General features: G+C 36.3%; 21 protein-coding genes. 12 read left to right on the top strand and 9 right to left on the bottom strand.

The features are described from left to right. The first annotated feature begins 45 nt into the window (after window positions 1-45). Entirely contained in the window at window positions 46-1,533 is a 1,488-nt protein-coding gene (locus R2R71_RS14875) for a PLP-dependent aminotransferase family protein (protein WP_316832069.1), read from the top strand. 120 nt (window positions 1,534-1,653) lie between these two features. Beyond that, window positions 1,654-2,697 (top strand): NAD(P)-dependent alcohol dehydrogenase, encoded by a 1,044-nt coding sequence (locus R2R71_RS14870; RefSeq protein WP_316832068.1) that lies wholly within the window; start codon window positions 1,654-1,656, stop codon window positions 2,695-2,697. Window positions 2,698-2,753: 56 nt separating this feature from the next. On the opposite strand, the gene R2R71_RS14865 is transcribed toward R2R71_RS14870, so the two are convergent. From R2R71_RS14865 to R2R71_RS14845, 5 genes are all read right to left on the bottom strand, one after another. Further along, window positions 2,754-2,984, bottom strand: a complete 231-nt coding sequence (locus tag R2R71_RS14865; RefSeq protein ID WP_316832067.1) for a DUF4287 domain-containing protein — start codon at window positions 2,982-2,984, stop codon at window positions 2,754-2,756. A 153-nt stretch (window positions 2,985-3,137) separates the two neighbouring features. Further along, a complete protein-coding gene (locus tag R2R71_RS14860; RefSeq protein ID WP_316832066.1) occupies window positions 3,138-3,857 on the bottom strand; it encodes a DUF1080 domain-containing protein in 720 nt (239 codons plus the stop codon). A gap of 103 nt (window positions 3,858-3,960) precedes the next feature. Then, a complete protein-coding gene (locus tag R2R71_RS14855; protein WP_316832065.1) occupies window positions 3,961-6,318 on the bottom strand; it encodes a hybrid sensor histidine kinase/response regulator in 2,358 nt (785 codons plus the stop codon). Between the two features lie 96 nt (window positions 6,319-6,414). Beyond that, entirely contained in the window at window positions 6,415-7,614 is a 1,200-nt protein-coding gene (locus R2R71_RS14850; RefSeq protein ID WP_316832064.1) for a sugar transferase, read from the bottom strand. A 4-nt stretch (window positions 7,615-7,618) separates the two neighbouring features. After that, the gene (locus R2R71_RS14845) at window positions 7,619-8,023 is read right to left on the bottom strand and encodes a response regulator transcription factor (protein ID WP_316832063.1); all 405 of its coding nucleotides are present in this window, start codon (window positions 8,021-8,023) and stop codon (window positions 7,619-7,621) included. A 784-nt stretch (window positions 8,024-8,807) separates the two neighbouring features. On the opposite strand from R2R71_RS14845, the gene R2R71_RS14840 reads away from it, so the two are divergent. Further along, window positions 8,808-12,182, top strand: coding sequence for a PAS domain S-box protein (locus R2R71_RS14840; protein WP_316832062.1), 3,375 nt, complete (start codon window positions 8,808-8,810; stop codon window positions 12,180-12,182). A gap of 76 nt (window positions 12,183-12,258) precedes the next feature. On the opposite strand, the gene R2R71_RS14835 is transcribed toward R2R71_RS14840, so the two are convergent. Then, on the bottom strand, window positions 12,259-12,441 hold the full coding sequence (locus R2R71_RS14835) for a DUF3606 domain-containing protein (RefSeq protein WP_316832061.1): 183 nt from the start codon (window positions 12,439-12,441) through the stop codon (window positions 12,259-12,261). Window positions 12,442-12,605: 164 nt separating this feature from the next. On the opposite strand from R2R71_RS14835, the gene R2R71_RS14830 reads away from it, so the two are divergent. Continuing rightward, on the top strand, window positions 12,606-13,772 hold the full coding sequence (locus R2R71_RS14830) for an aldose epimerase family protein (RefSeq protein WP_316832060.1): 1,167 nt from the start codon (window positions 12,606-12,608) through the stop codon (window positions 13,770-13,772). Window positions 13,773-13,822: 50 nt separating this feature from the next. Here R2R71_RS14830 and mgrA read toward each other — a convergent pair whose 3' ends face one another. From mgrA to R2R71_RS14815, 3 genes are all read right to left on the bottom strand, one after another. Further along, window positions 13,823-14,821 carry an L-glyceraldehyde 3-phosphate reductase gene (gene mgrA, locus R2R71_RS14825; RefSeq protein ID WP_316832059.1) on the bottom strand — a complete coding sequence of 333 codons (999 nt, stop codon included), beginning with the start codon at window positions 14,819-14,821 and terminating at the stop codon, window positions 13,823-13,825. 68 nt (window positions 14,822-14,889) lie between these two features. Then, the gene (locus tag R2R71_RS14820) at window positions 14,890-15,522 is read right to left on the bottom strand and encodes a M23 family metallopeptidase (RefSeq protein WP_316832058.1); all 633 of its coding nucleotides are present in this window, start codon (window positions 15,520-15,522) and stop codon (window positions 14,890-14,892) included. A gap of 37 nt (window positions 15,523-15,559) precedes the next feature. Beyond that, window positions 15,560-16,789 carry a metallophosphoesterase gene (locus R2R71_RS14815; RefSeq protein ID WP_316832057.1) on the bottom strand — a complete coding sequence of 410 codons (1,230 nt, stop codon included), beginning with the start codon at window positions 16,787-16,789 and terminating at the stop codon, window positions 15,560-15,562. A gap of 184 nt (window positions 16,790-16,973) precedes the next feature. Between R2R71_RS14815 and R2R71_RS14810 the strand changes: the two genes are divergently transcribed. The 8 genes from R2R71_RS14810 to R2R71_RS14775 all read left to right on the top strand — a co-directional run bounded on the left by R2R71_RS14810 (window position 16,974) and on the right by R2R71_RS14775 (window position 25,896). Further along, on the top strand, window positions 16,974-17,420 hold the full coding sequence (locus R2R71_RS14810) for an Rrf2 family transcriptional regulator (RefSeq protein WP_316832056.1): 447 nt from the start codon (window positions 16,974-16,976) through the stop codon (window positions 17,418-17,420). Between the two features lie 244 nt (window positions 17,421-17,664). Continuing rightward, on the top strand, window positions 17,665-19,755 hold the full coding sequence (locus tag R2R71_RS14805; RefSeq protein ID WP_316832055.1) for a HEPN domain-containing protein: 2,091 nt from the start codon (window positions 17,665-17,667) through the stop codon (window positions 19,753-19,755). A gap of 2 nt (window positions 19,756-19,757) precedes the next feature. Further along, window positions 19,758-20,534: a uroporphyrinogen-III C-methyltransferase gene (cobA, locus tag R2R71_RS14800; protein WP_316832054.1), complete on the top strand. Its 777-nt coding sequence runs from the start codon at window positions 19,758-19,760 to the stop codon at window positions 20,532-20,534. Next, a complete protein-coding gene (locus R2R71_RS14795; RefSeq protein WP_316832053.1) occupies window positions 20,518-22,029 on the top strand; it encodes a TSUP family transporter in 1,512 nt (503 codons plus the stop codon). Before cobA ends, R2R71_RS14795 begins: the two co-directional genes overlap by 17 nt. Before the next feature lie 2 nt (window positions 22,030-22,031). Continuing rightward, window positions 22,032-22,736, top strand: coding sequence for a phosphoadenylyl-sulfate reductase (locus R2R71_RS14790; RefSeq protein ID WP_316832052.1), 705 nt, complete (start codon window positions 22,032-22,034; stop codon window positions 22,734-22,736). A gap of 117 nt (window positions 22,737-22,853) precedes the next feature. Then, entirely contained in the window at window positions 22,854-23,759 is a 906-nt protein-coding gene (gene cysD / locus R2R71_RS14785) for a sulfate adenylyltransferase subunit CysD (protein ID WP_316832051.1), read from the top strand. Window positions 23,760-23,904: 145 nt separating this feature from the next. Next, window positions 23,905-25,155, top strand: a complete 1,251-nt coding sequence (locus R2R71_RS14780) for a sulfate adenylyltransferase subunit 1 (RefSeq protein ID WP_316832050.1) — start codon at window positions 23,905-23,907, stop codon at window positions 25,153-25,155. 276 nt (window positions 25,156-25,431) lie between these two features. Then, window positions 25,432-25,896 carry a hypothetical protein gene (locus R2R71_RS14775; protein WP_316832049.1) on the top strand — a complete coding sequence of 155 codons (465 nt, stop codon included), beginning with the start codon at window positions 25,432-25,434 and terminating at the stop codon, window positions 25,894-25,896. Window positions 25,897-25,927 lie beyond the last annotated feature (31 nt).

The following is a 25,927-nucleotide window of genomic DNA, read 5'->3' as shown; positions in this document are numbered from 1 at the left end:
AAGTAGTATATTGCCGTACCACTAAAGTAAGCCAGTTTAAATATAATGGATAGTCCGGTTCAAATTCCCTTCAAAAGTTTCGTTCGTATTAACAGTAGCGATAAAACAGCAGTTTATTTACAGATTGTTTTCGAGTTTATAAAAGCAATACAGCTTGGCTTATTACCAGAAGGTACAAAACTTCCTGGAACGAGGGCGCTATGTAAAGTATTATCGGTTAACCGGAATACATTAATAAAATCCTTTCAGGAACTCGAATCGCAAGGGTTTGTTGAAATCAAGCCAAATAAGGGTGTTTTTATCTTGTCCGATCAAAAAGAAAATTCCAAAAATATAGTCTCATCATCTATTACTAAAAATGGTGTTGAGAAAAGCTCAGGCATTAATTTTAAGCGATCTTCCTTACTTGAAAACCCTACTGAGACCAGCGACTTAAATTTGCAGTTTAACGATGGTTTGCCTGACGGAAGATTAGCGCAATCGGATGTACTCGCTCGTCTCTATGTATCTGAATTAAAAGGAAAAAATCATAATAATGTTCCTGCAAAGCAGATTGCAGGAACTAATTATGAATTTAAAAAACAGATTTCTAATTTTTTGAATTTAACACGGAACCTGAAGATAGCAGCTTCAAACCTACTCACCACAACGAGTCATGAAGTTAGTTTATACCTTTTGTTTAAAATGCTCATTGCACCCGGTGATAAGGTGGTTGTCGGAATGCCAGGCTACTATTTAACCAATATGACCATAGCCGACAGTGGTGCGGACATTATTACGGTTCAGGTTGATGATGATGGGATTGATACAAGTCATCTAAGAAGAATTTGTCAGGAACAGGCCATTAGAATTCTTTATCTGACTTCTGTATATCATTATCCAACTACGGTTTCTTTAACTGCGAAAAGACGAATTGAAATTTTAGAATTGGCCACTGAGTATGGTTTTATCATTATTGAGGATGATTATGAATTTGACCTTCATTTTGATAACAACCCGATTCTGCCTTTGGCTGCAATGGATTCGGAAAAGCAGGTAATTTATGTCGGTTCGTTGGGGAGGTCATTGCCGGTTGGTTTTGGCTATGGTTTCGTTTCGGCACCAGAAGCACTTATCCAGGAACTCGAAAAGCATAAGAATATTTTAGAGCCTGGTATTGACCTTGTAAAGGAACAAGTGCTCACAGCGTGGATTAATGAAGGTGAAATCCACAGGCTATTAAAAAAGAACAAGAAAATTTATAAGGAGAGAAGAACCCATTTTGAACAATTGTTAAATGATAAGTTTAAAGCCGAAATCAAATTTAAAATTCCGGTAAGAGGGCTGGCTTTTTGGGTGGAGTGGATTAAAGCTCCAAATCTGTTTAAGCTAAAGAAGAAATGCGAAGAACTTGGGCTATTTCTCCCAAAAACGATTCTCTATCAAACCAAAGACATTACCGCAACACGTTTGGGTTTTGGGGGACTCGAGAAACAAGAAATGGAGGATTCTTTAACCATTTTGAAGCAATCGCTGGAGTTTTTGAATGCTTAGCTGAATCTTTAATTTTCTGGTTAAATTATTTGAATATCGTAATCATTTCTTTGAAAAGTGTAATAATTGCTTAACAATTGGCCATTATCTTTGTATAGATAGTAAAACAAAATAAAAATTATGATAGCAGCAAAAGGATATGCGGCACAGAGTGCCGAAACAGATCTTGCTCCATGGAATTTTGAGCGCAGAGAAGTTGGACCACATGATGTACAGTTTGAAATACTTTTTTGCGGGGTTTGTCACTCCGATTTACACCAGATAAAAAATGATTGGTTTCCAGGTATTTTTCCAATGGTTCCGGGTCATGAAATTGTTGGCCGGGTAGTAAAAGTTGGCGATCACGTTAAAAAATTTAAAGTTGGTGATTTAGCTGGTACGGGTTGTATGGTAGATTCTTGTCAGGTTTGCGAGAATTGCAAGCAGGATTTGGAACAATATTGCCTTGAAGGAAATACACAGACGTATAATGGTTTAGAACGTGATGGCAAAACGCCAACCTATGGTGGTTATTCAGATAGCATAGTGGTGCGTGAAGAATTTGTGCTTAATATATCTGATAAATTAAATTTGGCTGCTGTAGCGCCATTATTGTGTGCAGGCATTACCACTTATTCGCCGCTGCGCCACTGGAAAGTTGGTAAAGGGCATAAACTTGCCGTTTTAGGTTTAGGTGGTTTAGGCCACATGGCGGTTAAATTTGGTGTTGCCTTCGGCGCTGATGTAACCGTTTTAAGTACTTCTCCTAAAAAAGAGGAAGATGCTAAAAAATTAGGTGCGCATCATTTTGTGGTGACCACTGACCCTGAACAAATCAAGGCCGCAAAAGGAACTTTCGATTTTATTCTCGATACCGTTTCTGCTGAACACGATTTCAATATGTACCTTTCTTTGTTGAGAACTAACGGAACACATATTTGCGTAGGTGTACCACCAAAACCTGCCGAAATTGCTGCTTTCAGTTTACTTGGCGGTAGAAAAAGCCTTGCGGGTTCAGGTATTGGCGGAATTAAAGAAACGCAAGAAATGCTTGATTTCTGTGCCGAAAATAATATTGTTTCTGAAATTGAAATGATAGACATGAAAGACATTCATAAGGCTTACGAAAGAATGGAAAAAGGAGATGTTCGTTACCGGTTTGTAATCGATATGGCAACATTGTAATTCCATCTTATTGCAAAATCTGAAGCCTCTGATGTTTACATCAGAGGCTTTTTGTTTTATTCGCTATCCTCGTTCTTTATTCCTTTTAAAAGTGCGTAAACGGCCATTGAATGGCCGTGACCTAAGCCATAATCTTCTTTTAGCCACGATACAATTTCTCCGGCTTTTACGGTTGTTTTTAAACTGCCAGCTACTGTAAAGCCTTTTTGTGCTGCTTTTTCTCTTAATTCGGCAGGCCCTAAGCCTGTTTTTTCTTTTATGGTTCTTAAATATCCCTGAAATGACATAGTTTTATGATTAATTGTTTAACAAATTAATCATTAATTTATTGAAATAACAGGGCTTATATAGGCCATATTAAATTGCGATTTAAGCCATTTGAAATAAAAAAGCCTGCTTACTTTTTGAGCAAACAGGCCTATAGAATTGATTAGGGATGATTACAATACTCTGATTTTAATATTTCTCCATTGGCTTGATCCTGGATGCTCCTGTAAAGCTATTTTACCTTTAGCTACTTTAGCGAAATTTGCAAATGCTTTATCTTTGAATTTGCTGTTCTGAACAAGTTTATTCCATTCTTCACTTCCAATTTGACCATCGAAGGTTTTTACGCCATTAAGATAAAAAGTTAAATGGCCTTTGTTTTGAATTAGCCTTACCTGGTTCCATTCGCCAACTGGTTTTGGTTTAGATACCGTTGCGTCGCCAGACATATCATATAAGCAACCTGCAAGGTGATTTTCTTTCTTATTGTCTTCAGCATCGATATTGTCCAAAACCTGCATTTCAGGTCCTGTTAAATAAGTTGCACGATATTTTGGATCTTCCTGTATATCGAAGATAATTCCGCTATTTCCGCCTTTAGATATTTTCCACTCCAGGTTTAATTCATAGTTTTCATATTCTTCATTGGTAACAATGTCGCCACCGCCATTCCTTGGTTTGCTAGGATCGAAAACGATTGCACCGTTCTGAACTGTCCATTTAGAACCTACAGTATCTCGTAGGTAAGTATGCCAGCCTTTGGTTGTTTGTCCGTCAAATAAAAGCTTCCAGCCTTTTTTTATTTCTTTTTTTGTTAAAGTGTTGGGCGTTTGTGCAACGGCAACACCATAAATCATGGTAAACAGAGAGAAAACTAATAGTGCTCTTTTCATTGGGTTTTTGGTTTTTTATTTCGAAAGTAATAAATAGTTTTTGAATTTATTTATTTCTAATAAAATGCGTTTAAACTGTTACAAATCGTTTTAGTAACCTTTTTTATGCAACCAATACTGAGGTCACTTTCTGATACATCAGTTTGTCGTCAACAGGCTTATTCATGTAATCATTAGCGCCAAGATGGTATACCCTGTCTTTAGTTTCTTTCGTAACATCTGCAGTGATTACAATAATTGGTATGTTAATTTTATCAGAGCCGGTTTTACCGCTTCTTATTGCTTCAATAGCTTCGTAACCGTCCATCACCGGCATTTGCAAATCCATTAGTATTACATCGAAATGTTCGGTTTTCAGCATTTCCAAACATTCCGAGCCATCATTTGCCAGGCTTACTGTTGTGTTTTTCCAATCCTCCAGCATCATTTGGATAATCATCTGATTCATCGGATTGTCTTCAACCACAAGTATTTTTTTGCCGAATAAATCATAATTATCCTCAGAATAAATATTTGCTGGCATTTCTTTCTTAACAATAACAGGAAAACTTAATGAGATTTCGCAGCTTGTTCCTTCATTCAGCTTGCTTTTAATTTCTATTTTTCCGAAATGTAAATCAACAAGTGCCTTAACAATGGTTAATCCAATACCAAATCCTCCAAATTTGCGCTTGTTATCCAATGTGGTTTGAGAGAATAAACCAAAAATTGAATCAAGTTTTTGAGGAGGGATACCAACGCCAGTGTCGCTTATCAGGATGGTTAGATTAAGGTTATCGTTATTGAAGGAAGATTTCGTTTTAAAGGATACTGAACCATGTTGAGTAAATTTTGCCGCATTATTTAAAACATTGTATACAATTTGTTCAAGTCTTACTGGATCACCGATTACCGTTGTATCCGGGCTTAATGAACTGTAAAAATTAAATACTAAACCATTGTCCTCAATCTGGCGTTTAGCACTTAACGCAAGCTTATTAAATATTTCGTAAGGCTTAAATTCGGATTTTTCAAGTTCCAGCTCGCCCTTTTCAATTTTTGAGAAATCAAGAATATCATTTACCGACGAAATTAGTCCATGGGAGGCATATTTGATTACTTCGCAGTTTGCCCTAACTTTTGGATCATTGGTTTCGTTTTCCATTATTGCTGCTAAACCAAGAATTGCATTAAGCGGGGTTCTCAACTCATGGCTCATGTTCGATAGAAAGTAAGACTTTATATCATTCATTTCTTCAGATTTCTGGAGCGCAATGGTTTGAAGTTCTTCCTTTTTAGATTTAAGTAAACGGATCCTGTTGGCCATTGAAAGTGATAATGCAATGATTTCAAGGCCAATTCCAGGTTTAGTAATATTATCAGTTGAAAAATGTTCTGGAAACACGCCAAAATTCATGAGTATGGCTAGCAGTATGCACAAGAATAATATAGCAATCCCCGCCGTGTAAAATACATCTAAGGTTTGTTTTCGCTTGATGATGAAGAATATTGCCAAAAAGATTAACAGCATTCCTGCAAAAGTGAGTAGGTTAATTATCGGATAAGCGTACTTTAAAAAGCTTGGGAAAATAATAATGCCAATCATTACAATCCCTAATAGGATATATAAAACACTAAATAACCTGTGGGTATTATAATTTTTTTCCTTAAGGTCGAGTATAACTTCGCTGTACTTGCCGAAGAAGTAACAGCTTAGAATTGCAGAAATTATAACCATGTGCAAATCAAGCCATGAATTACCAGTACCAATGTATTGGTGATAGAAACCATCAAGCGTAAACTGGCAAAGCCCTACAAAAATTACATATAAGGAATAATACAGGAAAGAGATTTCTTTTAATGCGAAATAAAAGAAAAAGTAGGTTATAGCAATAATCAATAATATACCGTAAAATATACCCATTACAAGCTGGTAATAGTAGGTATCTTTAAGTAGCTTTTGCTGGCTTATCAGGTAGAGGGGTAAAGTGTTTTTTTCGCCATCATTTTTGATTTCAATATAGGCTTGCTTGGTTTGGCCTGCATTGAGTTCAATTTTGAAAAGTGTTTTTCGCGATGCTACATTTTTTTTACTAAAAGCAATGTTGTCACCATTAAATTCTTCCTGAATTTTATCTTGCTCATCAATCAAATACAAATTAGTATTATCAGTAACGGGTTCTGATGTTTCCAGGTAATATAAAACTGGAACCCTTAGATTGTTCTTAATCGTAAATTTTAACCAGTAATTACTGCTTGTAAAACCTAAATTGGCAAGTTTGCCGTTTTGCATTTTAAAATTTAGCTTAATTGAATCAGCAATAACCTGCTTAATTGTTAAGTTTTGTTGACCAACATTAGCAAGAGATGCATATTTAAGGATGGAGATTTTTTCAGGTAGATTACCTTGTTCAAAAACGTACTGAGATTTTGCACAAAAAGAACAAAATACTAATGCAAGGGCGAGTAGTAAATTTTTCAATAGGCAATAATTAATGATGGATGATTTTGTTTATCTGTTTAATGCGAAACTAGAAATAGTTTTGTGTTTTCAGATTTTTTTAAAGAAACTTAGTTGTTACACATTCTCTTTTTGTAATAAAGCCGGAATAGTTTTCAGGATAAGCTTGATGTCATTAGCAAAACTTTGATTTTTAGCGTAAGTATTATCAAGCATTAGCCTTTCTTCTTCGCTCATATCTCCTTTTCCGCGTTTTTCAACTTGCCACAAACCGGTAATTCCTGCAGGAGCTGCAAATCGTAAAACATATTTATCTGTTGTTAGTTTTTCTGCTTCATAGAGCGGGAGGGGTCTATTACCAACAATACTCATATCACCGATAATTACATTCCAGAGCTGAGGAAGTTCGTCAATACTAGTATTTCTGATAAAATTACCTACTTTAGTTATTCTCGGGTCGTTTTTAATTTTGAAAAAAGCAGAACCAGAATTGGCTATTTTGGCATATTTGAAATCTTTTTCACACCATTGGATATTGTCTGCATAAAGCGGGTACTGGCATTTGCCATCAGCAGCACATTGGCTACACAAGCTCTCTTTAATTGTGTTGTCAGTTTCCTTTTTACCCAAATCAATATCGTACTGATTAAGGTGTTTAAGATCTTTAATTCGCTGATCAGCATTTACAAACATCGAACGGAACTTATAGAATTTAAACACTTTAAAGCCTGTACCTGCCCTAAGCGAATAGTAAAATACCGGGCCTTTTGATTCTAGTTTTATAAGAATATAGATAATCAGGAATAAAGGCGACAGCATAAAAAGAGCTAAACCTGCAAAGAAAATATCGAAAACCCGTTTTGCAAAGCCGATATTTTTTATTGGAGGCACATCAGCTTTTATATTGTCTTTTAGTAAAATCCAGTTGTCTATTAAAAAGTTGACCCTCTTTTCTACCCTGTTCGACTTTAAAGGAATTCTGAAAACATCAGAAACACCAGCCGATAATGCGAGTTTACGTAAGTTAGGGTTAAAATAGTTTACAACAAGGAAAAATGGAACTAATGGAAGCTCTCTCTTTTTTAAAGTTTCTACAAGTGCCAAACCGGCCGGAGCCATAATTTCGCTGTACGAGATGATAGCAACGATATTAAGATGCTGTTCCGTCCAGGTGTTAACCATCTTCATTCCATTCTCGAAGTGCATTAACTCATTGCTTCCAAAATCGCATTCTGCAAACATTTCTGCAAAAGCATTTTCGAAGCCAACTAAAGCAATTATTGGTGTGCCTGGCGGAGCGTAAAATTCTTCACTCATAAAATTATGCACTCAATTTGCCCATTCTTCTTAAAACAACTCTAATTCTTGCTTCTAATTCGGCAGGGTTAAAAGGTTTTACAATAAAATCATCAGCGCCGGCATCCAAACATTTTATTCGTTTATCCGAGCTTTCTTCACCAGATAAAATGATTATTGGAACGGAATTGAAAAAATCACTTACTTTAACCTGCTCAATTAATTCCAATCCGCTTAGTTTAGGTGTATTTAAGTCGGCAATAATTAAATCAGGGATATTCCCGTTCTGGAGAAAAGAAAGTGCGTCCATACCATTCGATCTGATATCAATATCATAAGTAGAACTTAAAATCTCCTCGAGGATAGCTTGCATGAAAATATCATCTTCTACAATTAGAATTTTGATTTTTCGTGTACCTGATGAATTCATTTTTTAGAACGTGGTTTAAACTAAAGCTATTAAATAACGTAAAAATTTGTTGTTAGGTTTTTAAAACTAATAAATCTATGCTTTATTGTTGGGACTGATTAATCTTTCTTTAACAAATAAAATGATAACCTTTAGTAAGGTGCTCTACATAATTTCTAAGAGGAAGAAATGCATCAGCATAAAATTCCTTTGGATATTTGTGTAGTAGCGTTGTTAAGATCGGTTTCATTTGTTTTGGAGTTTAACAAAAAACCAGTTCTATCTATTATAGTATCAATAATATAACCATTATTTGAATATCTTGCCGTTTTTCGACAATCAAGCCTATAAAGTATATAACAGGTGATGATATTTTGTGCAATGATATAAAAAACCATTCTAATTACAAATCAATTTGTTGGAATAATATTTTGAAAAAATATTTTTTTTGACGAAAATAAAGTCTTGTGCCAAAATTAGAGGGTAATAAAGCTTTTTTTTTGATTATTTTAGACGAAAGCTTCAAAATTTAACTTTGGAATTATACTGCTTTCTTAAAACTTTTTGGCAATATATATTTTTAAATTTTAAACTTATATCTTTAATTTCTTTTTACTTCTTAAGTAACAATTATTTTTCATTATAAGGGGCGAAGAAGAAATCATCTACTAAAAATTAAACTCTCTTTGAGACCAAAATCTCAAATAATAAATTATCGTTGAAAAATATGAGTGCGTCCCTCTTTTCTTTTAATAAAGATCAACTTAACCGATTATTTCCATTTCATATTATTATCAACAGTGATTTGACTATCAAATCTTGTGGGGATGGCTTTGATAAATTAGGGCTTGAACTTTCTAACAAATTATTTTTTGAGCATTTTAACATTAATGATGCTAATCAAAGCGAACATATAAGTCAATTTCTTAAAACTTTAAGCGGCCAACAGGTAACGCTAAACAGTTTATTTAATTCGAATGTGTTAATAGAGGGGGACTTTGAATATTTACTGAGCGATAATTTGTTTTTTTTCGCCGGCATTGAATCAACAGACCTGGACAGTGTAGCTAGACAGAAAAAAGCATTAAGGGAGCAACAAGAACAGTTGTTAATCCTATCTCAAATTGCTGAGGTAAATACAAATACTGTAATTATTACTGATAGCGCAGATTTAATAACGTGGGTAAATCAAAGTTTTACCAACATGACGGGGTATACTTTTGATGAGGCTATTGGCAAAAAACCTGAACACTTATTACATGGGCCTAATACCAGTAGCGAAACTTTGGATTATTTAAATGAGTGCGTAGCTAAAGGTGAAAATTTCAGCGCAGACATTTACAACTATGCGAAATCAGGTAAACCATATTGGGCACGTATAAAAGGACAACCTATCCATAATCAGAATGGAGAGCTTACGGGTTTCTTTGCCGTAATTGAGGATATTACAAATGAAAAAGAGGCCCAGGAACGACTTAAAGAATCTGAAAACCGCTTCAGGATAGCTCTTGAAAAGATAGGGAATGTTTGGGAACACGATTTTATAACCGGTAAAACTTTCTTCTCTAAAACCAATAATGACTTTTGGGGCTACAATGAAAATGAGCTTGAGCAGAGCGAATCGAACTGGTGGGATCATGTTCATAAAGATGACTTTCATTTATTGGTTACTAATTTTAAAAAGTATAGAAGAGGGTTAATCGATACACATAACGAAGAATATCGTATTATTCATAAAAACGGGGATATTAAGTGGGTATTGGATATGGGGGTTGTTATCGAAAAAGATGAGAATGGCAGGCCGCTCCGCGTAGTTGGAACACATACAGATATTACACAAATTAAACGGACAGAACAAGAACTTGAGCAACGGGTAAGACAATTTAAATCACTTTCAGAAAACATACCAGGTGTAATCTATGAATATGAATACCGTGCTGATGGAACTGATGGATTAAGGTACATCAGTCCTGCTATTAAACGTGTTTTCGGAATTACGCCTGAAGAATTCTGGAACCAGAAATATATTGCACCTCTTGACCAGGAAAGAATTAATATTAAACAGCAGCACAGCCGGAATACGCTCGAGCCATTTTACGATGAATCCGAAATCACGATTCCTGGCTTAAATACACGTTGGTATGCCGTACATTCATCTTATTCTTATACAGATCAGGATGATTCGAAAATTTTTACCGGCTTTATGGCTGATATCACTGAGCGTAAAAGTATAGAAGAATCATTACGTATTAACGAGGAAAAATACAGAAGTATTCTCGCTAATATGAAACTCGGTTTACTTGAGGTCGACAATGATGGACGAATAACTTATGCTAATAATAGTTTCTGTCATATGAGCGGTTATTCAATGCCTGAGCTTATTGGTGAGAATTTTGCAGAATTATTCCTGGTAAATGATGATGCTAATGCAGAGAGGGAAAAAAATAAAAGTAGTGATAATGGGCTTGCTGATGCCTATGAAGTAGAAACAAGGGATAAGAGTGGCGATAAAAAGTGGTGGCTGATTAGCAGTGCCCCTCGCTATAACGATAAGGCCGAACTGGTAGGTTCGATTGGAATTCACCTGGATATTACCAATCAGAAAACGCAGGAAACTGATTTGGTTGAGGCTAGGATTGAAGCAGAACAATCGGCCCATTCTAAAGAGATATTCTTGGCAAATATGAGCCATGAAATCAGAACTCCAATGAATGCCATTATGAGTATGGCAAACCAACTGGCCAAAACCAACCTCGAACCCCAGCAGGAGTTTTATTTAGAAACCATACATACTGCTTCAAAAAGCTTACTGGTAATTATTAACGATGTACTCGATTTATCGAAAATTGATGCAGGTAAACTTAGCCTTGAAAATATAGGCTTTAATCTGATTGATGTACTTCAGAATGCAATGCAGGTAATTACCCATAAAGGTGAAGAAAAAGGCCTGGACTTAAATAATTTCCATTTCGATGGAAATATTGCACCCGTACTAATCGGCGATCCGTATCGCTTAAATCAGGTGTTACTTAATTTAATGACAAATGCTGTTAAGTTTACCGAAAAAGGTTCAGTTGATTTAATATGTCGTGTAATTGCAGATAAACCTAATTCGCAGGTTATACATGTTTCTGTGGTCGATACTGGTATAGGTATGGATGCTGCTTTCGTAGAACATCTTTTCGATAAATTTAGCCAGGAAAACGAGTCTGTAAGCCGTAAATACGGTGGTACTGGTTTAGGCATGAGTATTTGTCGCGAGTTAATTGAGCAAATGGGTGGGGAGATTTTTGTAGAAAGTGTGAAAGGCGTAGGTTCAACAATTTCATTTGTGGTTGAATTACCAAAAGGCAAATCTGCAGATATGCCAGAAAAAGAGGAAACCGAATTCAGCGAAGATTTTCTTATTGGAAAAAAGGTGCTGGTTACAGATGATAACGATTTGAACCGTCTTGTAGCTTCAATATTACTTCTAGATTTCGGCGCCACGGTAATGGTTGCTGAAAATGGTGAAATTGCACTTGAAATGATAGCCCGGGAAACCTTTGATGTGATACTGATGGATATTCAAATGCCGGTAATGAATGGTTATGAAACCACTAAAAAGCTTCGTAAACTTAATATAAACACACCGATTATCGCGTTAACCGCTTCAGCCATTAAAGGTGAAAGAGAAAAATGTATAGCTGCAGGCATGAACGATTATATTACCAAGCCAATTAATGAAGAAGAATTTTTAAAAACTATTGATAAGTGGATAACCTCGGCAGATGAGAGTCAGCCAAATACTCATAATATTATGGAACAGTTTACGCAGGAAGAAGATGAAGTGCTTTACGATTTGGCCGGATTAAGAACCATCAGCAAGGGAAGGGAAGTGTTTGTTAAGAAAATGGTAGATATGTTTTGCGAGCAAACACCTATAACCGTGCAGGAAATGATCGAGACTTATCAAGCTGGCGATTTGGAACAAATGGGTGCTATTGCCCATAAACTTAAATCGAATATCGATAATTTAGGTATAATGCCTTTACAAAAAGTAATTCGTGATGTTGAAACTTTGGGCAGAGAACGTATAAATGACGTTTCTATACCAGCATCATTACAGCTTATAGAAGATACAATTTCTAAAGTTGTTACAAAGCTTAAAGAAGAATTTCCGGAGGAAGAACCAGGATAATTGTGATACAAAACGTTATTAACTGAATAAATAATTTGTTTATTCAGTTAATATTCTGGAAATGAAATCTGTTAGCTTATTTATTCTTTTGAGCCAGATAGTTTTTTACACTTTCCAGTGCAGTACTTTTGCTTGCCCTGATTGCCGATTTTAGTGTTTCTATACTTACACCTAATCTTTCGGCCCAATAATTTCTGTCTTGTTCTTCGGCTATACCGATAAATTCATCTCTTGGATCTAGAATAATTTGCTGGTTCATATCTGGGGCTGTTTATCTTTTTGATAAACAAATAATTGACAATAATGTTTTCTTCAGAATGAAAAAAATAACTGTAAAAATATTATAGATTTAAATCGTTATTCTAAAACGTTTTAATAGATTTAATCTCAATTAAAAAGTACTAACCAATTCTCATCATTCTTATGAAATTTAAATCCCTTTCATTATTAGCCATTGCTGCAATTGCATTTGCCTCCTGCCAGTCAGAAACGCAAAAGAAATCAAATGATAGTACACAAGCAGATAGCTCTGCAGTAGTAAAACTTGTAGCCGATTCATTTAAAAAAGAAATCGATGGTAAGCCTACTGCGCTTTATACTTTAAAAAATGTAAACAATGCCGAAGCCGTATTTACAAATTATGGTGGCCGTTTGGTGAGTTTAGTTGTTCCGGATAAAAACGGAAAAATGACCGATGTTGTTGTTGGTTTTGGAAGTGTTAATGGTTATGAAAAATCTACTGAACCTTATTTTGGAGCAACAATAGGGCGTTATGGCAATCGCATTGCAAAAGGAAAATTTTCTTTAGATGGTAAAAATTATACCTTATTTACAAACAATGGCGTAAATACTTTGCATGGAGGTAAAAAAGGTTATCAGTATGTAGTATGGGATGCAAAACAAGTAAATGAGCATACTATAGAATTCCATTATTTATCGAAAGACATGGAAGAAGGATTTCCAGGAAACCTCGATGTTAAAGTAACTTATACTTTAACGGATAATAATGAATTAAAGATGGATTATGTTGCTACAACAGATAAAACAACTGTTTTGAATTTAACAAACCATGCATTTTTCAATCTTAACGGAGAGGGAAGTGGCGATGTTTTAAAGCATGAGGTACAGATTTATGCCGACGAATATACACCGGTTGATTCGACGCTAATTCCGACAGGTAAACTGGAAAAAGTTGCTGGTACACCTTTCGATTTTACAAAAACGAAAACAATCGGTGCCAATATCGAAGATAAGAATGAACAGTTGACCAATGGTAAAGGTTACGACCACAATTATGTTTTAAATAAAACAAAAGCAGAAGGCATGTATCATGCAGCAACTGTTAAGGGCGACAAGTCAGGGATTGTAATGGATGTTTATACACAGGAACCAGGATTACAGTTTTATAGTGGTAATTTTATGCAAAGTAAAAATACTTTCAAAACTGGTGTTAAGGATGATTTCAGGACAGCATTTTGCATGGAAACCCAACATTTTCCTGATTCGCCAAATCAACCACAATTTCCTACAACGACATTAAAACCGGGGCAAGTTTATAAAACAAGTTCTGTTTATAAGTTTTCAAAATAGATTCCGATAAAAAAGATAAGCGGCCATCCTTTTTTTGGATGGCCGCTTTTTTATGCTTTACCTGCTAAAATCGAATCTATCTTTTGGAGTTCTTCACTGCTAAAACGAATATTATCCAAAGCTTTTATCGAATCGGTAACCTGTTCAGGTTTACTTGCCCCAATTAAAACAGATGTTACACGTTCATCTTTAAGCAACCATGCAATTGCCATGTGCGCCAGTTTCTGTCCTCTTGATTTCGCAACATCGTTAAGTTTTGAAATAATGCTTAATTTCTCAGGCGTTAAGTTACGTTCATTTAAGAACACACCACTCGTAGCAACCCTCGAATCTGCTGGGATACCATGAAGATATCTGTCGGTGAGTAAACCCTGCGCTAGTGGAGAAAAAGGAATACAACCCACACCATGAGCTTCAAGCACATCCATAAGGCCGTCTTCTACCCATCTTTCGAACATCGAATATTTTGGCTGATGAATTAGGCACGGCGTACCCATATCTTTTAATATTTTGAAAGCCTTGGCTGCATCTTCGGCAGGGTAATTAGAAATCCCTACATAAAGTGCTTTGCCTTGCTGAACAATAAGGTTTAAAGCAGCCATGGTTTCTTCCAAAGGTGTTTCTGGATCAGGGCGATGGTGATAAAAAATATCCACATAATCAAGCCTCATCCGTTTTAAACTCTGGTCTAAACTCGAAACAAGGTATTTTTTTGAGCCCCAATCGCCATAAGGGCCATCCCACATGGTATAACCAGCCTTCGATGAAATAATCATTTCATCGCGATAGCTTTTGAAGTTCTCTGCTAAAATTTTACCGAAATTTTCTTCAGCCGAACCGGGAGGCGGGCCATAATTGTTGGCTAAATCGAAATGTGTTATGCCTTGGCTAAAAGCTGTTTCTATAAGTTTTTTACTGTTTTCATAAACATTTACATGTCCGAAATTATGCCATAAACCAAGCGAAAGTTCAGGTAGTTTTAGCCCGCTTTTTCCGCTACGGCGATAACTCATACTATCATATCGCTTTGATAAATCTATATTGCTCATTTAGGTTTTTATTTTTCTGATGAATGATTTTTACAGTTTCAAATTAAAGGAAAATATAGCGGGTAATTTTACAACTTTATATTTTCTTTGATAAAAATCTGAGGATTATAATAACGTTCGTTAAGCTGTACTTTATTCATGGTTAACCAGCTGGCACAGCCATAATCGTCAAATTTCTTGCGGATTTCTAAATGAAGGTGATGATAATCCCCACCGTATTTCTTGCTTTCTTCTTTTGTAAATAAACGGGCCAGTTTGGTGTTTGGCGTAACCTGTTGTCCAATATTAACATAAACCTCTTTTAGGTGTTTATAGGTTGTAAACATTACCGAGCCATTTTTTAGTTTGTGCTTAATAACAACGGTACGCTGGTTTTCACCAAGATGAATAGAACAAACCATTCCATTAGCCATTGAATAAACTGCTACCAGCTTGCTTTTTGGTTGCGACGGATTGATATCGATCGCAGTATGAATATGGCCTTTGTAAAAGCTATCCCTGTGGTCGCCGAATATGCTAATAACTTTAATGCTTTTGACATCTTTTCTGCTCGATGCTGCAAATGGAAGTAGCCAGTTGTCGGCAGTTTGTGCCGGTGTTCCATTCAGGTAGTATGGTTTCCACCTGTCCTTATTATTGTCGATCGTTGGTTTCTGGAAGAAAAGAGTGCTCAGTAAGATTAAAATCAATGTTCTCATCATCAGGATTTACGGAACAATATAAGATTTTATTCAATCGCTAACCATCTGTTTTACGTTTAAGCTCAATTACGGTAATCTCAGGCCAAATGCCAATTCGACCCGAAAAACCTAAGAAGCCAAAACCACGGTTAACGTTTAAATATCTGCCGTTCTCATTTTTTAAGCCGGCCCAATGTTTATAACGGTATTTTACCGGGCTCCATTTTATTCCAAAAGCTTCAATTCCAAATTGCATTCCATGCGTGTGTCCTGCAAGCGTAAGCTGAATTTTCGATGAAAATACTTTAACCTGCGCCTCCCAGTGCGTAGGATCATGAGATAGCAGAATTTTAAAATCGTTATTTTGTGTTCCGCTAAGTGCTTTTTTCAAATCACCTCTTTCACCAAAACCAACACCCCAGTTTTCTACACCGGCGAGAATAATCTTATCTCCGTTTTTATGTAGTTCTACATGCTCATCCAATAATAATTTAAAACCCAGTTCTGCGTGATAAGCTTTTAACTGCTGCAAGTTTTTAATCTTATCGGCTTCTGTTGGCCATTTAATATAGTCGCCATAGTCATGATTTCCCAGAACCGAGAACTGTCCGAAAGGCGCTTTTATTTGCGAGAAATGGCCGATATAAGGAACAATTTCTGACGCCGCGTTATTAACAAGGTCGCCAGTAAAAACAAATAAATTGCTTTTTTGAGCATTTATTAAATCGATGCCTTTTTGTACTGCTTTTGGATTGGTGAAACTACCGGCATGTATATCTGATATTTGGGTTAGCGTAAAACCATCAAAGCTTTGTGGCAGATCATTAAAATATAAAGTGTGTTTAATAACACGGTAAGCATATTTACCACGGGCTATGCCATAAATAAACACTACTATGGTTAAGCAGAACATAATAAACGCAAAATCTACCCAGTAACTACTTCTGCCTAACCAATGGAAACCCGATGGTTGAAAGTTTGATGTAATCCCTAATATTAAACGATATAAATCTCCGGCAATTAAAATAACTGAAAAGATGATTTCGCTTACGAATACAATCAGGAACAAATGGCCAACAATTTTGAAAAAATTAGTTATTCCTTTTGCCTGCATACTTCTTATGGCAAAAACTAAAGATATTACCAACCCTGTAATAAATATCCAGAAAGCTCCAACAAACAGTTTGTCTGTAATTATTGTTGTTAATCCTGATAATACATATGCATTCAGAAAGCCGAACAATGCAGCAAATATGATGATTGGTATGAGGTTAAATCTCCTTCTCATAAAATGATTTTGGGTAAAAGTAAATCTAAAAGACAGATATAATGCAGAGAAGGTTTTTCCTTACACTTTTTTTACGGTTGCTGATTATTAATTGATTTATTAAACAAGCTGTTATTGGCGTTTAATTAACTGTAATCACGCCATATTTTATATATTACATACTTTTACTAGCTTTGTACAAAATATGCTATCCAAAAAGACAAAATACGCCATTAAAGCACTTGTTGCACTAGGTAAAAATGTAGAGAAACCACCAATGCAAATCTCGAAGATTGCTGAGGAAGAGCATATCCCAAAAAAATTCTTAGAACAAATCTTGTTAGATTTACGCAATGCCGGCTTTTTATACAGTAAAAAAGGTGCCGGTGGTGGTTACAGTCTAAACAAGAAGCCTGAAGAAATTCTACTGGCTCAGGTAATGCGGGTTACAGATGGCCCGATTGCAATGGTTCCATGTGCAAGTTTAAATTTTTACCACAAATGTGATGAATGTGTTGATGAAAAAACCTGCGGGATTAGAAGCGCATTTATTGATGTTAGGGATGCTACACTAAAGGTTTTAAGTGAAACCAGCATCGCTGATGTTATCGGTAGGGAAGATAATTTAAAACTCGATATCACCAATTCTTAATCGCTTCATTTTGAAATTCATCCATCGAATGTAATATTTTTTAATAAAAATTACGACTATTTCTATATACTTTATATATTTGGAAGATGAATTACAGTTTTATGTCAGCAAATATTTATATGAAAACCATCAACTATTGTTGTAACACACAATAGAAGGGGGTATTTTAATAATTTATTGGTATAAAATATTGGATGCTTCTCGGTACAAGAGAGGCATTTTTTGGATAAAGCTAACAACACATATGCAAAGTTTCAGAACAGAACTCGAAAACAATATTGTCGAGCAGGACATTATCGATTTAGAGAATAAGATTAAAGCTTTTCGGGATGGAACCATTCACGACGAGAAATTTAGAAGCTTACGCTTAGCCAGGGGCGTTTACGGCCAAAGGCAGCCCGGTGTACAAATGATTCGGATTAAATTACCATTTGGAAAGGTAACTTTTAAACAATTATTACGCATAGCGAATATAGCTGATGAGTATGGCAGTGGAAACCTGCACTTAACTACTCGTCAGGATATTCAGTTACACTACGTAAGCCTCGATAGAACACCTGAACTTTGGGCAAAACTCGAACAGGATGATATCACGTTGAGAGAAGCTTGTGGAAATACGGTACGTAACGTAACGGCATCGCCAAATTCAGGAATCGATAAAGAGGAACCTTTTGATGTTTCTCCATACGCCCATGCAGTATTCAAATACTTTCTGCGTAATCCGATTTGCCAGGAAATGGGCAGGAAGATTAAAATTTCTTTCTCTTCAAGCGAAAGGGATACTGCTTTTAGTTATATCCATGATTTAGGTTTTATTCCAAAAATTAATGAGCAAGGTGAACGCGGTTTTAAGGTTCTGTTTGCAGGTGGTTTAGGCGCCCAGCCCTTTTTGGCAAGTGCGATAAACGATTTTTTACCTGAAGACCAGCTTATTCCCTTTACCGAATCCGTGTTAAGGGTTTTTGACCGATATGGAGAACGTACCAACCGAAATAAAGCACGTTTAAAATATCTGGTACAAAAACTAGGATTGGAAGAAGTTTTAAGATTGGTTGCTGAAGAGCGTGTAGCCAATAAAGTTAAAACTTTTGTAATCGACAGAGCTACAGTTCCTCAACCTGCATTGCCCGAAACCAGAGAATATGATGCTGTTGAAATTTTAAATGATAGCCATTATAAGCACTGGTCGGCGACTAATGTTGTTGAACAAAAACAAGAAGGTTTCTATGCCGTATATGTTAAAGTTCAGGTTGGTGATATTAAAACTGATAAGGCAAGAGCTTTTGTTGAAGCGATTAAACCTTATGTTGCCGATGAAATCAGGGTAACCCAAAACCAGGGATTGCTTTTAAAGTTTGTTCGTAAGGAAGCTTTACCTTCATTATATGTTGCTTTAAATAAAATTGGTTTTACCACAGCCGGATTTGATAGCCTGGCCGATATTACAACTTGTCCTGGTACCGATACCTGTAACTTGGGTATATCGAATTCAATGACGCTTGCCGAGGTTTTAGAGGAAGTGATTTATACTGATTTTCCTGAATTTATCTACGAAAAGAACATCAAGATAAAAATCAGTGGTTGTATGAATTCCTGCGGGCAACATGGTTTAGCTGAAATTGGATTTCATGGTAGTTCTGTTAAAGCCGAAGGTAAAGTTGTTCCAGCAGTGCAGGTAATGCTTGGCGGTGGTACAGTTGGTAATGGTGTTGGTCGTGTTGCAGAACGTGTAATTAAGGTGCCATCTAAAAGAGCAACCAGCGTACTTCACTTTATTTTAAATGATTTCAAAGCTAATACCGGTGAAAACGAAAACTTTCATCAATATTATGATAGAAAGGGTAAAGATCACTTTTATCAGTTATTAAAGCCTTTGGCTGATTTAACCAATCTTCAGCAGGAAGAATTTGTTGATTGGGGCCATGTAGAGCAGTTTGCTACGGCAATCGGTGTTGGTGAGTGTGCCGGTGTAGTTATCGATTTAGTAGCCACCTTATTGCTGGAAGCTGATGAAAAATTTGATTGGGCCAAGCAAAATTTAGAGAAAGGTGCCTATGCCGATGCCATTTACCATACCTACAGCACATTTGTTAGTGCAGCAAAATCTTTGCTTTTAGATAAAGGCATAAATAGCAGCACACAGGTTGGTGTAATCAGAGAATTTGATAATCACTACGTGGAAACTGGAGAATTTAACCTGCCAACAAACTTCTCAGATCTGGTCTTGCAGATTAATAAAAACGAACCATCTGAAGCATTTGCAAAAAACTTTTTTAACCAGGCGGAAGAATTTTTAAATCAGATTAAAGAAAAAAGAGCAACCATAAAAGCATAATCATGAGCGATCAAAAAATATATAAAGAATCAAAAATAACGCTTTTAGGGGCTGGTCCGGGAGATCCCGATTTATTAACCTTAAAAGGAGTTAAGGCTTTGCAGCAAGCCGATGTGGTTTTATACGATGCATTAACCAATGAAGCATTATTGGAACACGCACCTGCTGAAGCCATTAAAGTTTATGTGGGAAAACGTTCGGGTGAACATTCTTATCCCCAGGAAACCATTAATAAACTAATGATCGATTATGCTTTAAACTATGGCCATGTGGTACGTTTAAAAGGTGGCGACCCGTTTGTTTTTGGCCGAGGTTATGAAGAATTGGATTATGCTGCTTCTTACAGTATTCCGGTTGATGTAATTCCGGGTATATCGAGTTCTATCGGTGTTCCTGGCCTGCAGCAAATTCCGGTAACACATCGTGGTTTGAGTGAAAGCTTCTGGGTGATAACAGGTACAACAACTTCAGGAGAAGTATCAAATGATATTTATCAGGCGGCTGAATCGAACGCAACGGTTTTAGTATTAATGGGCCTGAAAAAGCTTTCAAAAATTGTTGAGATTTTTAAAGCTGCGGGCAGACATCATTTACCAGCTGCAGTGGTGCAGAATGGTTCATCTGAAGAAGAGAAACTTGTTGTGGGTACGGTTGATACAATTGAAAGTTTAGTTCAGCAAGAAAGCGTGAAAGCACCAGCATTATTGATTTTTGGAGAAGTTGTTTCATTACATCCATCATTTAAAAACTTAATAAAACAGTATGCAAGTATTGCCTAACCAACAAGATAATGCGGCAACTTTCTCTGAAGAGGAGAAAGGTAACCAGCTTTTTCCGGTTTTTATAAAGCTGAACAAGCTGCGTACATTATTAATTGGTGCAGGAAATATTGGTCTGGAAAAATTAACGGCAATTGTAAATAACAGCCATAGTGCTAAAATTACTATTGTTGCCGAAACTGTTTCGCAGGAGGTTTGTGCACTCGTTGCAGATTACCCTCAAATTAAAGTGAAACAAAAAAGTTTTGATGTTTCGGATCTTGAAAACATCGATATTGTATTTGCAGCAACAAATAACAATATTTTGAATGAAGAAATAAGGGCGGTTACACACGAAAAAGGTTTACTTATTAATGTGGCAGATAAACCTGATTTATGTGATTTTTATCTCGGTTCTATTGTGCAGAAAGGCGACTTAAAAATTGCTATTTCTACCAACGGTAAGTCGCCAACCATTGCAAAGCGTTTAAAGCAGATTTTGAATGAAGGTATTCCTCAGGAACTGGATGAAACATTGCAAAACATGAGTGCCTTGCGTCAAACCTTAAACGGCGATTTTTCGGCAAAGGTTAAAAAGCTGAATAAAGTTACAGAGAGCTTAATAAATCCTAAAAAAAGTTTTGCTGAACGTAATATCAAATGGCTGATCTGGCTGACTTCAATTTTATTGATAGGAACAATCGGCGCCACGCTATGGAATACTGAGCCGGAATTTCAATCTTTCCTGATTAATATCGACCCATTGTTTTACTGGTTTTTAGGAGCAGGATTTGTATTTGCCCTGATTGATGGCGCTATTGGAATGTCGTATGGTGTAACTACAGCATCATTCTCTCTGGCAATGGGTTTACCACCCGCATCTGCAAGTATGGCCATCCACATTTCCGAAGTAATGAGCAATGGCATTGCCGGCTGGATGCATTATCGCATGGGTAATGTGAACTGGAAATTGTTTAAAATCCTGATACTTCCGGCAATTATCGGTGCGGTTTTAGGCGCATATATTTTATCCTCTTTAGAACATTACAGTTCTTATGTTAAGCCTGTTGTTGCTGTTTACACCTTATTTTTAGGTGGAGTAATCCTGATGAAAGCATTTAACATCAAAAGAAAAAAAGCCGATCAGAAAATTAAAAAAATCGGCTTATTGGGTTTTCTTGGTGGTTTTATCGATGCTGCTTTTGGCGGTGGTTGGGGTTCAATTGTACTTTCAAGTTTAATTGCCGGTGGCCGTCATCCGCTTTTTTCATTGGGAACAGTAAAAATCAGTCGGTTTTTTATTGCAACATTAAGCTCTTTAACATTCTTTACAATGTTGGGTGGCAAGCACTGGGAAGCAGTTGTTGGCCTTATTATTGGTAGTGCCATAGCATCGCCAATTGCTGCGAGGGTTTCAAACAAAATTTCAGCAAAAACCATTATGGTAGCCGTTGGCATTATTGTTATGATTGTAAGTTTGCGCAGTGTAATTATGTTTATTTTAAAATTAATTTAGTAATGGATATAGCGGGGTTAAAACAAGAATTAGCAGGCTTATCTACAGTAGATAAGTTGAGGTTCCTGGCAGATAAATTTGCCGGTAAGATAATCTTTTCTACCAGTTTTGGTTGGGAAGACCAGGCCATTACGCATTTAATTTTTTCGAATAATATTCCGATAAAGGTATTCACTTTGGAAACAGGGCGACTTTTTCCGGAGACCTATTATGTATGGAACCGTACTTTAGAAGTATACAATAAACCGATTCACGCTTATTATCCGCAAAACGAATTATTGCAGGATATGGTGAATACAAAAGGACCGAACAGTTTCTACGAATCGGTAGAAAATAGAAAAGAGTGTTGCTTTATCCGGAAAATTGAACCTTTAAAAAGAGCATTGAAAGGTAACGAAATCTGGGTAACGGGAATTAGGGCTGAGCAGAGCCCGAACCGGGAAGATATGCACGATTTAGAATGGGATGAAGGGAATCAATTGATCAAATTTCACCCGATTTTCGACTGGACGCTGGATGATGTGAAAAACTACATTAAGGAAAACAACATCGTTTATAATACTTTACACGATAAGGGCTTCCCGAGCATTGGTTGCGCCCCATGTACAAGGGCTGTGCAACCCGGCGAAGATTTCAGGGCAGGAAGATGGTGGTGGGAAGACCAAAGTAAAAAAGAGTGTGGCTTACATGCTATAGAGAAGGCCTAAAGGCTTACAAACAACAGGATTAACAACAAATGATATAACAATTGATGTTTGAATGATTGTAATGAAATATAAAGTCATATTCAATTATTCGGTATTCAATCAATCAGAACTTAATAAATGAGTAACTATAATTTTGATTATTTAGATGAATTAGAGGCCGAGGCCATTCACATTTTACGCGAAGTGGCAGGGCAATTTGAAAAACCCGCCTTGTTATTTTCAGGTGGAAAAGATTCGATTACATTAGTTCGTTTAGCCGAAAAAGCATTTCGTCCAGGGAAATTTCCTTTTCCCTTAGTTCACATTGATACTGGCCACAATTTTCAGGAAACGATAGATTATCGTGATAAAATGGTTGAAAGAATTGGTGAAAAGCTAATTGTTGGCTCCGTTCAGGAATCGATTGATCAGGGGAAAGTTGTGGAACAAAAAGGTAAGAATGCCAGCAGAAATGCTTTACAAACCGTTACGCTGTTGGATACAATTGCGAAATATGAGTTTGATGCTTGTATTGGTGGCGCCCGTAGAGACGAGGAAAAGGCAAGAGCTAAAGAAAGAATATTTTCTGTTCGCGATGAATTTGGCCAGTGGGACCCAAAACGCCAGCGGCCTGAATTATGGAATATTTATAATGGTAAAATCCACAAAGGTGAAAATGTACGGGTTTTCCCCATCAGCAACTGGACGGAGTTAGATGTTTGGAATTATATTCGTAGAGAAAATATTGAGTTACCGAGTATCTATTTTGCTCATGAGCGAGAAGTGATTACCAGAAATGGGCAGTTAATGGCGGCTTCTCCGTTCCTGAATATGGATGAAGACGATTTTATTTTCCGAAAACAAGTGCGTTTCCGTACTGTAGGCGATATGTCATGCACTGCCGCAGTTGAATCTGAAGCAACATTAATTGATGACATTATCTCAGAAATCAGTGCTTCAAAAATTTCTGAACGAGGTGCAAGGATGGATGATAAAGTTTCTGAAGCCGCAATGGAAGACAGGAAAAAGGGAGGATATTTTTAAGGGAGTATCAAGTTGGGGTATCAGGTATCAAGATGGGATGCAATTAAACCTTTTAGATAATTTAACTTAAGCTAAGTATAAGTATGGAAGTGATAGACTACAATTTGTCTTGATACTTGATACTAATATCTTAATACTATAAAAAATGAACATATTAAAATTTTTCACAGCGGGCAGTGTAGATGATGGTAAAAGTACCTTAATTGGCCGCTTGTTATATGATACAGACTCTATTTTAGCCGATCAGTTGGAGGCTTTGCAAAGTTCTAACCGAAAAAACGATGATGGAACAATAGATTTAGCCATTTTAACAGATGGTTTAAGAGCAGAACGCGAGCAGGGTATTACTATTGATGTAGCCTACAAATATTTCCAAACCGATAAGCGTAAATTCATTATTGCCGATACGCCCGGCCATATTCAATACACCAGAAACATGGTTACAGGAGCATCAACAGCTAATCTGGCAATCATTTTAATCGATGCCCGAAATGGTGTTGTTGAGCAAACTATCCGCCATTCTTACTTAGTTTCTTTATTGGGTATTAAACATGTAGTGGTTTGTATCAATAAAATGGATATGGTAGATTATAGTGAAGAGACTTATAATGCGATCCTGGATAGATACAAGGTCTTAGCAGCGCAACTCAGACTTACAGATGTGAACTTTATCCCCGTTAGTGCGCTAAAAGGAGATAATGTTGTTCAAAATTCAGAGCGCATGCCATGGTACGAAGGTGAAAGTTTATTGCACTTCTTAGAAAAAGTAGATACTGATCACCTGGAAAAATCACAGTTAGCCCGCATGCCTGTGCAATGGGTTATCCGTCCTCAAACAGATGAACTGCATGATTATCGTGGTTATGCTGGTCGCGTTCTAAGCGGTACATTTAATGTGAATGATAAGGTGACTGTTTTGCCATCAGGCGCAAGTTCAACTATAGAAAAGATAGAGTTTTTTGACCATACATCAACTGCCGCACATGCCGGGCAGTCGGTTACCATTCATCTAAAAGATGATGTAGATATCAGCCGTGGCGATACTATTGTAAATGCAACTGCTTTACCTCAGGAATCTAAATTAATTGAAGCCGATTTATGCTGGATGGACGGCCGTGCTTTAGATACCTCTATTATGTATCTAATTCAGCATAATAGCAAGGTTACGAAATGTAAAATCAGTGAAATTCTCCACAAGGTTGATATTAATACTTTAGAAAAACATCCAGCCGACGAATTTAAATTAAATGATATCGGTCGCGTAATCGTTAAAACAGCTGATGCTTTAGCATTTGATTTATACGATGATAATCGAGCAAATGGTTCAGCAATATTAATAGATAGCCGAACTAATTTAACAGTAGGTGCTTTAATGTTTAGAGCAGCAGTAGAATAGTTAAAATAAAATATAAAGGGGAGATGGAGTATGTCATTGTACAGTAGAACCACAACCAAATATAATAATGAAAGCCTCGATTAAAATTTGAGGTGAAAGCAATTTCAACGGGGCATTGAAAAACAATAGCCCCGTTTTTCTTTTATAAAGCTACAGATATGACTACAAATTTTATGAGAAAAAAATAAAGATTATGGTCTTATCATTATGGAAATGAATAAAACTTTTCATCGTATTTTTATATTTGATAACTGTTAATCTTTAAAAAATCATAAGATGAAAAACAAAATTATTTACCTCGCTATTACTGCTTTTCCATTTTTTTATGCTTGCAATTCTTCAGATAACAAAGCAAATGGTGCCAAAGTAGACTCAGTAACTAACCAAACCTGTTATACATCATCTTTTGAAAAAGATAGTGCTGCAATGATTGTTAAGACTTTGGCTTCAGGAAAAGTTACGGGTTCCTTGCTGGTTAAGTATGCCGAAAAGCCACAGAATAATGGTATTTTAAATGGCAAGTTTAATGGCGATACTTTACTGGTTGATTATCGCTTTAATACTGGTGGCGATACCACGAGAGCATTTACCAACCCACTTGCGTTTTTAAAGAAAGATGGTAAATTAATAATGGGTGTTGCCCAGATAGAAACTACACTGGGTAGATCTTATTTTGTAAAAGGCAAGCCGATTAATTATGAGGCAGGTAAATTTACTTTCGAGGAAGTACCTTGTAAGTAATCTTTTCTAGAAAATGGATTCCGTGCATATT

It is taken from the genome of Pedobacter aquatilis, assembly GCF_032678405.1.
Lineage (GTDB): Bacteria > Bacteroidota > Bacteroidia > Sphingobacteriales > Sphingobacteriaceae > Pedobacter > Pedobacter aquatilis_A.
The sequence above is the reverse complement of the archived record's forward strand: the minus strand, read 5'-3'. Positions and strand labels throughout refer to the sequence as shown.